The sequence below is a fragment of the Bradyrhizobium sp. genome (assembly GCF_004799445.1).
GTDB lineage: Bacteria > Pseudomonadota > Alphaproteobacteria > Rhizobiales > Xanthobacteraceae > Bradyrhizobium.
Genome location: NZ_SSNA01000088.1, coordinates 1 through 9,713, shown reverse-complemented (window position 1 = coordinate 9,713; position 9,713 = coordinate 1). Strand labels below are relative to the sequence as shown.

Sequence of the window (9,713 nt, the reverse complement as noted above, 5' to 3'; positions counted from 1 at the left end):
CCAAGAGGAGTGAGTTCCCGTGTGTCATATCTGTCGCACCATAGACCCATTCGTCGAACGGGTTCTATCCGCCGCACTGTAGACGTAATTCTGAGGTGAACGCTTGTCCGGTACTGCTTTGTTTCTTCTAACTTGAGGGGAAAGTACCGTGATGAAATTTGTGATTGTAGCGGCAGCAACGCTTGCCGTCGTGACCGCAGCCGGCGCTGCCGACTTCCCGCGCAAACAGCCCGTCTATCAGGAGGCTCCTGTCGGCAAAATGCCGATTGGCAAGTCCCCCATCGGGAAGACTCCAGTCGACAGGGCACCCGTGGTGTCGCGCTACTAACAGGCGGTATCGACCCAAGTCTCTTTAAACTGAGTCTCTTTAAACTGAGTCTCGCTAAACTAAGTCTCGCTAAACTGACTTCATCGTCGACAGTCGAGGGGCGAAGCGTGCCAAAACGGCCGAAGAGATCGGAGCTTTGCTTGCTTGCGGGATTCGCACTCGCGGTGCTGCTCCCGTGCGAAATCCAGTCGGCTTCTGCAAACGAGACTGACACTGGGGCCGTTTCGGAACGTTTCGTTTCACTGATACAGGAGTTCGGCAAGCGCGTTGTCGACGCGAATGCGCTTGTTTCCAGTGAGGCGCCCGTTGAATCGAAACCGGCGCCACAGTCGGCTCGGAAGCCGGAATCAGCGAAGGGCCCGTACTACGTTGATTTCCGAGCCCGAACGGCGGCCAGTTGGGGCCACGCTTTCGTCTGGTACGGAAAGACAAGCGAGCGACAAGTTGACGTCGCGGGCCTCACCCCTGCGGGGGACACCACGGCTTACGTCATCGGTCATTTGACGTGGGTGCCGTCCGAGACCGGGGCAAGCTACGGCGATCTTGATCCGGACTACTTGACCGCCAATTACCGCGTTTACCTGAACGAGCCGGACGCAAAAAGGGTCTTCGCCTATATCAAGAAATTGCAGGCGAGTTCACCGGTCTGGAATGCCGAAATATCCAATTGCACATCGTTTATCGGCAGCATCGCAAGTTTTATGGGATTGAAAGTTCCTTACCGCTGGCAGCGTCCTGAGGAGTACGTCAACAGCCTCAAGGCGATGAATGGCGGGCGCCAGGTTGTTCACCTGTCGTCAGTACAATAGCTGACGTTTTGTCCCCGGCTCCTAGCCCTTTGAACGAAGCAGCCCAAGGGCTTGGCGTGCGCGACTTACGGCCGCGGGAGTGAGTATCGCCGCTACTGAAGGCCGGCGCGCCGAAAGCCGTCGAGATAGCGATCGCGGTCAACGTCCAGCTTGAACGGTATCTGTTTCGCGATCCAGTCGAGCGAGACATTGGGCTGGGCACGACGAAGCTCCAGCATCGCAGCTTCTGCGAGCCGCTTCTTTCCGGCCATCCCGGCCGATGCAGCCAGCACCCGATGCGCGCCGACAAAATCATGGCGCTGCCTCAGCGCTTCGCGGCACAGGCGAATCGCTTCCTCGTAATTGCCGCCGATGAACTGGGCGTAAGCGACGACGCCGCAATAGACCGCCGCGAATGGATCACGCGGGCTTAGTCGCAGGGCCTGACGCGCGGCCAGGTCTCCTTCTTCCCAGCGCCCGCAATAGGTCAGCGCCACACCGTAGTAGCCCCGGGCCGGTGCAAAACTGGGATTGAGCCGGATCGCCAGTTCGAATTCGGCCAGTGAATCATCGAAGCATCGCGTGAGCAGATAGACGCTGGCCAGTGCGAAGTGCGCCCAGGGGTCTTCGCTGTCGGCACGGATGGCGGCGAGCGCGGCGCGCTCGCCGATCGGAATCGCGGCTGCCATATCGGACCACCCCATATGCGCGCTGAACATGTGACTGGCGCCGAGCAGGCCAAGGGCCTGGCCATAATTCGGGTCTATGCTGATCGCCTTCTCGAGCAATGCCTGCGCAACCATGTTGTCCTGCCGTGTGACGCGCCAATAGTGCGATAACGCCCGCATGACCAGATCCCAGGCATCCATGTTATCCGGCGCCTTGCGCTGGGCACGGAAATTTTCGGCGGCATATATTTGCGGTTCGATTGCGGCGACGACGGCCTGCGTAATCTCATCTTGCAGGGCGAACACATCGGCGAGACTGCGGTCGTAACGATCTGACCAGATATGAGTGCCAGTGGCGACATCGATCAGCTGCGCGGTAATCCGCACGCGGTTTCCCTCCTTGCGCACGCTTCCCTCGACGATGTAGCCGACGCCGAGCTCCTCGCCGACCGCTTTGATGTGCACGGCCTTGCCCTTGTAGATGAAGGACGAATTGCGCGCGATCACATAGAACCAGCGCAACTTGGACAATGCGGTAATGATGTCTTCGCTGATTCCTTCCGAAAAATACTCCTGCTCGGGTTCACCGCTCATGTTGGTGAAGGGAAGCACCGCGATGGCGGGGCGGTCGAGCGGCGGCAGGACAGGACGCGACGCCTCGCCAGCGGGGTCCGCCGGATGATCGGCATTGTCCGGCGGGTCACTGCAGACTTGTTGCAGCCGCAATGAGCCGACGAAACGGAAGCCTTTGCGTGAAATGGTACGGATCAATGCCTGGTCCCGACCGTTGTCGCCGACAGCTTTACGCGCGGCATTGATTCGACTCGTGAGAGTCGATTCGGAGACGATCCGCCCGTCCCAGATCGCCCCGATCAGATCGTCCTTGCTGACCACGCGATCATGGTTTTCCAGCAGATAGACGAGCAGGTCGAACACCTGCGGCTCAAGCGGCACAAGGTCGCTGCCGCGGCAGAGCTCGCGTCGATCGGTATCAAGTGCGTAATCAGTAAAGAAGAATTGCATTTTATTATCTGGGGTTACTGCAACGTCTAAAGGAATAATCAGGGTCGCCTCAAGGACAAATCAAGCGGCGGTCGGAGTCTTTAGGTCTGCGCCGGCCCATCTTCGGTTCATCGCGGTCGCATTCCGTGACCGCCATAGCATACCGAAAGGGGGACCCCATGGCCAACGCAACCTCACCCTCGGTGACACAGGTCAGCCGGCCTGCCACAGCCGCTACTTCCGAACTTTCCGCACTTAAAATCCGCCAGCAAGCCGCATGGTCGTCAGGCAACTACGCTGTTGTTGGCACCACCCTGCAGATTGTGGGTGAGCAGCTTTGCGAGGCCTTGGATCTGAAGTCGGGATCGAAGGTGCTCGACGTTGCCGCCGGCAACGGCATGGCGAGCCTGGCGGCAGCGCGCAGATGGTGCAGGGTAACCTCAACCGACTACGTGCCGGCCCTGCTGCAGAACGGCCGCGCCAGGGCGGAAGCTGAAGGTCATCCCATCGAGTTCATTGAGGCGGATGCCGAAGCGCTTCCGTTCGACGACAACGATTTTGACGTCGTTATTTCGACTTTTGGCGTCATGTTTACGCCCAACCAGGAGCGCGCAGCCAGCGAGCTTGTGCGCGTCTGCAAGCCCGGGGGCCGGATCGGTCTGGCAAACTGGACGCCGGAAGGATTCATCGGACAGGTCTTCAAGACGCTCGGCAAATATTTGCCGCCGCCGCCCAGCGCCAGATCGCCGGCGCTATGGGGTACTCGCGCACATCTCGCCGAAATGTTCGGCGGCGTCGCAATCGAGATCAAGCCTGAGACGCGTCACTTCAATTTTCGCTACCGCTCGTCGAAGCACTTCCTGGATGTGTTCGAAACCTATTACGGCCCGATCAACAGGGCGTTCGCCACCCTCGATCAGCAACGGCAGGTCGAACTCCGAAACGACCTGAACGCGCTCATCCTGCGCATGAACAGGGCGAACAACGGCACCATGGTTGTGCCGAGCGAGTACCTCGAGGTCGTGATCACCAAGCGGTGAGAGGCTGCCTGAAGCAGGCCATCTCGGAAACACACAAGGGAGACACAGATGAATCGGTTTGTCGGACTTCTGTATGGCCTCGTGTCATACGTCATATTCTTCGTCACCTTCCTCTACGCACTCGGCTTCGTCGAAGGCTTTTTCGTGCCAAAGACGATCGATAGCGGAGACGCCACCCCGTTCGGCATGGCGCTGGTCGTAAACCTCTCGCTGATGGCGCTGTTTGCGATCCAGCACAGCGCCATGGCGCGCCCGGCATTCAAGCGATGGTGGACGCAGTGGGTGCCGAAGTCGATCGAACGCAGTACCTATGTGCTGTTCGCGAGCCTGGTGCTTGCCTTGCTGTGCTGGCAGTGGCAGCCGATGCCGACGGTTGTCTGGAACGTCGCCAATCCGGACTTGGGGGCGGGCCTGATAGGCCTGTCGCTGATTGGCTGGGTGATCGTGCTGACCAGCACATTCCTGATCAATCACTTCGAGCTGTTTGGGCTGCATCAGGTCACCAGCCATCTTACCGGCAGGCCGATGCCGGCGCCGCGCTTCCGGACACCTCTTTATTACCAGTTCGTGCGTCATCCGATCTATCTCGGCTTCATCATCGCGTTCTGGGCCACGCCGCTCATGACCGTCGGCCACCTGCTTTTTGCCGCGGTGACAACGGCCTACATCGTCGTTGGCATTCTGCTCGAGGAGCACGATCTGATCGACGTGTTCGGAGACGACTACAGACAATACCGCGAGCGTGTCTCGATGCTGGTGCCCTGGCGCAAGTCAGAGCGACAGAGCGGTTCCCCCGATTCACAGCTCGCCGCCGGACCAAAGTAGCGAACGCCATCCGATCGGATCCGATCCGGACCGGGGCAAAAGGCCCTGGGCCGGATCGAACCCCACCCCGCCAATTCCTGAGTTTGAGAAATGTCCCAAGACGCATCTCGCCAATCATACGCAGCCAGCACGGTGATAGCGTTGCATTGTTCGCTCGGTTCGGGAAATCAATGGGCGCGGCTTTCCGAAGAGCTCGCGGCCACCCACCAGGTGATCGCGCCGGATATTTCGGGCTATGGAAACAATCCGGGTGCTTTCGACCTGCCGACCACGCTGTCGGAAGAAGTCAGCCTTCTCAGGGATCGCCTTGGCGAAGCCGTCGGGCCGATTCACCTTGTCGGGCATTCCTACGGCGGCGCGCTGGCTTTCAAGATCGCCACTGACTCATCCCTGGCGAGCCGTGTGCGGAGCCTGACGCTGATCGAGCCGGTGCTTCCGACAATTCTGCGCGAGAACGGCCCCGATCGGCCGCTATACGAGCATTTCGTTCGTCTTGCGCACGCAGTCTCTGAAGACCTCTGGAATGGTCTGGCCTCGGACGCAATCGACAAGTTCCTGGTGTTCTGGAAGGGATCCGAGGCAAAGGAAGATGTCTCGCCGAAGGCAAGATTGCGCATGATGGAGCATGCGGACAAACTCGCATTTGATTTCACGGCAGTCCTTGCCGAACAGAATGTAACGAGAGCCGCGGCTGCGATCCGCGCGCCGACGCTGCTGGCGTCGGGTGGCCTGTCGCCTTACCTCACCCAGCGGATACTGTGGCGATTGACCTCGGCAATCCCCGAGGTCAGGACCCGACACGTGCCGTCAGCGGGTCATATGCTTCCTGTTTCGCACCCCGACGCCATCAACCCGGACATCGTGCGGCATATTTCACGGGCTGACGAGCTTGCAAACCTGCCGCTGTTGCCCGGCGAAATGCCGGCCGAAGCCGACGCGTCATGAACGCTTGAGACCGACCGAAACAAGTGCCCAACCCAAACCGGCACCCCAAAAGCTGCGGTTGCGACGTTCGGTCGCCCGCACGGGCCACCGTGATCGTACTAGCTTTTATGGGGTCAAAAGGAGGAGAAACAAATGCCAACTGAAAGCAAGCATCCGGAAACGCTCGTGCTACATTCCGGCTACCGCAGCGACCCCACAACCACGGCTGTGGCGGTCCCGATCTATCAGACGACAAGCTTCCAGTTCCACAATACGCAGCACGCCTCGAATCTGTTCGCGCTGGCCGAGCTTGGCAACATCTACAGCCGAATCGGGAACCCGACCTGTGACGTGCTCGAGACGCGTCTGGCGGCGCTCGAAGGCGGCGTCGCGGGCCTGGCGCTGGGCTCCGGGCAAGCAGCCTCGCTTTTCGCCGTCCAGAACATCTGTCACGCAGGCGACAATTTTGTCGCATCGACGGATCTGTACGGCGGGACGTGGAATCTATTCGCCAACACGCTGAAGACGATGGGTATCGAATGTCGCTTCGTTGACCCGGCCGACCCCGAGAACTTCCGACGCGCAACGGATGAGCGCACGCGCTGCTACTACGCCGAGACGCTGCCCAACCCGAAGCTCACGGTATTCCCGATCGCGGAGGTGGCAAAGATCGGTCGCGAACTCGGAGTGCCCCTGATTATGGACAACACGGCCGCTCCAATACTTTGCCGGCCGCTCGACCATGGTGCTGCGATCGTGCTGCACTCGACCACCAAATATATCGGCGGGCACGGCACATCGATCGGCGGCATTCTGATTGACGGCGGCAATTTCGACTGGGCCAAACACAAAGACCGCTTTCCCATGCTGAACACGCCCGATCCCAGCTATCACGGAGCGGTGTGGACCGAGGCGGTGAAACCGCTGGGGCCGATCGCTTACATCATCAAGGCGCGCGTGACGCTGCTGCGCGATGTTGGCGCGCCCATGAGCCCGTTCAATGCGTTCATGTTCATTCAGGGGCTGGAAACGCTGCCCTTGCGCATGCGCGTTCATTGCGAAAATGCCAATGCGGTCGCGAGGCATCTTTCCAAGCACGCCAAAATCACCAAGGTCATCCATCCCTCGCTGATGACCGGCGAAATGAAGCGTCGCGCCGATGCCGTCTTGTCACGCGGGTATGGCGGACTTCTGGGCTTCGAGTTGAAGGGCGGAATGGAGGCGGGCCGCAAGTTTATCGACGGGTTGCAGATGCTCTATCATGTGGCAAATATTGGCGATGTCCGCAGTCTCGCCATACATCCCGCTTCGACGACGCATTCCCAGCTCTCGCCCGAGGAGCAGGCCAAGACCGGAGTAACGCCAGGCTATGTGCGGCTGTCGATCGGCATTGAACATATCGACGACATACTCGCCGACCTCGATCAGGCACTCGCAAAAGTCTGACACTTGCAAATTAATAGGAGGCCCGCATTGCAGCGGGCCTCTTACAGGCGGGAACGTATTGAACGACCTCGATGCGATTTGTTCGGCTATCGAAACTGTTGCATCCGGTTTCGATATTTGGCGGCTTCCGCCAGAGTCCCGCCAATATCATCGCGGTAGAGACCGATGTCTTTCAGTTCCCGATCGTTGAGCCGACGGATGGAAAAAAGATCCGCGTGGCGCTCGTGGCGTGCGATCGCAGCGGCGATCCAGCGGTTGATGAGGCGGCCGATGCGGGTGAGTAAGATGACGACGCCTCTCCGGACGATTTTCCGGTTCGTAGCGCCGCGTGGGATAGCATTGAGCATGGTCATCGCAACTTCCTTCGAAAACTCGATATTCCGTTCGCGTTGAATATCTGCCCCTTTCGGGAGCGAAGACTATGCTTGTTGCGGCATGGAAAGACTTTCAGAGACCTGCGATTTATTCTCCAGATGCGCATGAGATACGCTTGATACCGACCTTGGCTGTTCGAATTGCTCCACACTCCATGACCGTCGGTTCGGACAATTTTCAAGACATGCCCAATGTCCTACGTGTGTCCGCAATACGCACCAAAGCGGACGTCCGCCCACCGCGCTGAATTTATGAGTTCACGCTCCCATTTCTTGACCGCATGCGCCCCGGCCAGCCTGCGCGCGCCGCCGTCGGATCGTCACCGACGCCTGGTATTGGAAGACTCGCGCGACTTTGCCAGCGAAGTTCCGGGACAGAACACTAGTTGGGAGCTGCACAACAATCCCATTTGATGGTTCACTTACGGTGAGCTAATTTTCCGAAGCAGCCGTCCGTCGATCGCAGCAAGACCTGCTCCGATGAACGTCATGCCGACGAAGTGATTAAGACCAAGGCGTTCCCCAAGCACAAGCCATCCCAGCAAGATTGCGCTTACGGGGATGAGGAACGTTACCAGCAAGAGGTTCGTAGCACCGGCAGTTGCCAATATCCGGAAGTACAGGAAGTAGGCAAGCGCGGTCGACAGTCCCGCTATGCCGACGATGGCGAGCCACACGGGAAGTCCCGGCATAGCCAGCATCCAGGGTCGGTCGGCGATAAGCGCGACCGGAAGAAGAATGATCGTCGATGCTGTCACTTGGCCCGTCGCAGTCAAAATAGGCTCGATGCGCATGCGCTGGAAGGTTCGTCCATAGACCCCTGCAATGGCGTAGGAGAGGGCCGCCGCCAGCACAGCGATTTGGGCAACGAAATCGGTTCCGAGACCCTTTAATGAGCCTAGACCGATCATCAATACGACCCCCACCAATCCGATACCGACTCCAACGACACGGCTGCCCGTTAACCTTTCATCGTCGGTAAAAAAATGCGCCGCGATCACCGTCCACAACGGCGTGGTTGCGTTCAGGATTGCCGCCAGACCCGAAGCGATGTGGCTCTGTCCCCAGACGATGAGACAGAACGGAATTGCATTGTTGAGTAGCCCCATGCCGAAGAAGGTAGCCCATGCGCGGCCACCTCCCGGCATCTTCATTCCCAGAGCAATCACTACGACGTTAAGGATCGCAGCGGCAATTCCGACACGCAGAAATACGATAGTAAAGGGTGGCAGCGACTTGATTGCGATGGCGGTGAAAAAGAACGATCCGCCCCACAGCATCGATAAAAGCAGAAGCATGAGCCATTCGCGCATACCCATATTAACCGAACGCGACTTGACCGCCATGCGAGGGCTCCTGCTGGAGGCAACGAGTAGGAGAAATGCATTGCCGCGGCCCGACTCGGACTTTCTTCTGCATTTCGCGTCCTGCTCAAGAGAATAGCTTCGGGTTTTGTGCTCGGCCACCCGTTCTCCGGGAGATGATCCTGCGCCCGCGGATCTGGCGCTCAACGGCAGCCGGACGCGACGCATCACGGGTCGCACGGCAGAGAGTCATGGGTCGCTTCGGTAGAGACTTCTGATTACGAATTGTAGGTCTCACTTAATTACCCGTCGGCAAGCTCCCAGGCGAGTGCCTCTTCGCCTTTGTCGTGTCGGCCAGTATGGAGCATCAACGCGGCTTTTTGCTCGCCTAAGCATTTAGGTCGCGACCGGTCCCATCAGGTCAAATTCAATCCCTTCACGCTGGCAATACCGTTGTTGGTCTCGCCTGCGTCGGCACTTTTCGGACATCATCTGATGACCGGCTTGAGTCCGGAATACGTACCAAGCGGACGTCCGCTGACCACGCTGAATTTACGAGTTCACGCTCCCATTTCTTGACTGCCTGCGCTCCGGCCTGCGTGCGCCGCCGCAGCTGATTTGCCCGTCGGGCAAATCAGCTGCTTCATTTTCTGACTATCGCTTCGTTTGCCCCGCCTGGATGCCCTCGAAATCGCGTGCGCGTAAATCGAAATTTGCGTAGGCGATTCAATCTGATTTGGGCTGTCCAGTCCTGACGCGTAAGAATATTTGGCTTTCATCCGCCTTCGACCGGTGGCTATTTTGACGACGTTCCGGCCCGCCAGAGGGGCGTATCGCGATCGTCACGGACGTTGGGCACGGAATGCGGTGGACGCGACGGCGACGCAAGACGAGCGGCGCTGACGCGGACGGCGAAGTCGTGTGGTCCTGACGCCCCGACGCTGGCGTCAAGTCTTGCGGAACGCAATTCCCGCGAGTCGACGGTGGCAAGAAAGCCCGGTCACCGGGGAGAGC

General features: G+C 59.1%; 9 protein-coding genes. 6 read left to right on the top strand and 3 right to left on the bottom strand.

Annotation, left to right across the window (positions count from 1 at the left end; genetic code table 11):
* The first annotated feature begins 148 nt into the window (after positions 1–148).
* Complete coding sequence (locus E8A46_RS11840; protein WP_291560702.1) at positions 149–328, top strand: hypothetical protein; 180 nt, start codon at positions 149–151, stop codon at positions 326–328.
* 107 nt (positions 329–435) lie between these two features.
* Positions 436–1,137: a hypothetical protein gene (locus tag E8A46_RS11835; RefSeq protein WP_291560700.1), complete on the top strand. Its 702-nt coding sequence runs from the start codon at positions 436–438 to the stop codon at positions 1,135–1,137.
* A 92-nt stretch (positions 1,138–1,229) separates the two neighbouring features.
* Here the strand turns inward: E8A46_RS11835 and E8A46_RS11830 are convergent, their stop codons facing one another.
* A complete protein-coding gene (locus E8A46_RS11830; protein WP_291560698.1) occupies positions 1,230–2,807 on the bottom strand; it encodes a winged helix-turn-helix domain-containing tetratricopeptide repeat protein in 1,578 nt (525 codons plus the stop codon).
* Positions 2,808–2,965: 158 nt separating this feature from the next.
* On the opposite strand from E8A46_RS11830, the gene E8A46_RS11825 reads away from it, so the two are divergent.
* From E8A46_RS11825 to E8A46_RS11810, 4 genes are all read left to right on the top strand, one after another.
* Complete coding sequence (locus E8A46_RS11825) at positions 2,966–3,826, top strand: class I SAM-dependent methyltransferase (RefSeq protein WP_291560696.1); 861 nt, start codon at positions 2,966–2,968, stop codon at positions 3,824–3,826.
* 48 nt (positions 3,827–3,874) lie between these two features.
* Entirely contained in the window at positions 3,875–4,651 is a 777-nt protein-coding gene (gene mddA, locus E8A46_RS11820; protein WP_291560694.1) for a methanethiol S-methyltransferase, read from the top strand.
* Between the two features lie 90 nt (positions 4,652–4,741).
* Positions 4,742–5,596, top strand: coding sequence for an alpha/beta fold hydrolase (locus E8A46_RS11815; protein ID WP_291560691.1), 855 nt, complete (start codon positions 4,742–4,744; stop codon positions 5,594–5,596).
* Positions 5,597–5,728: 132 nt separating this feature from the next.
* Positions 5,729–7,021, top strand: a complete 1,293-nt coding sequence (locus E8A46_RS11810; protein WP_291560689.1) for a PLP-dependent transferase — start codon at positions 5,729–5,731, stop codon at positions 7,019–7,021.
* Between the two features lie 86 nt (positions 7,022–7,107).
* On the opposite strand, the gene E8A46_RS11805 is transcribed toward E8A46_RS11810, so the two are convergent.
* Together E8A46_RS11805 and E8A46_RS11800 are read right to left on the bottom strand one after the other, a co-directional pair.
* Positions 7,108–7,374: a hypothetical protein gene (locus E8A46_RS11805; protein ID WP_291560687.1), complete on the bottom strand. Its 267-nt coding sequence runs from the start codon at positions 7,372–7,374 to the stop codon at positions 7,108–7,110.
* A gap of 443 nt (positions 7,375–7,817) precedes the next feature.
* Positions 7,818–8,741, bottom strand: coding sequence for a DMT family transporter (locus E8A46_RS11800; protein WP_291560686.1), 924 nt, complete (start codon positions 8,739–8,741; stop codon positions 7,818–7,820).
* Positions 8,742–9,713 lie beyond the last annotated feature (972 nt).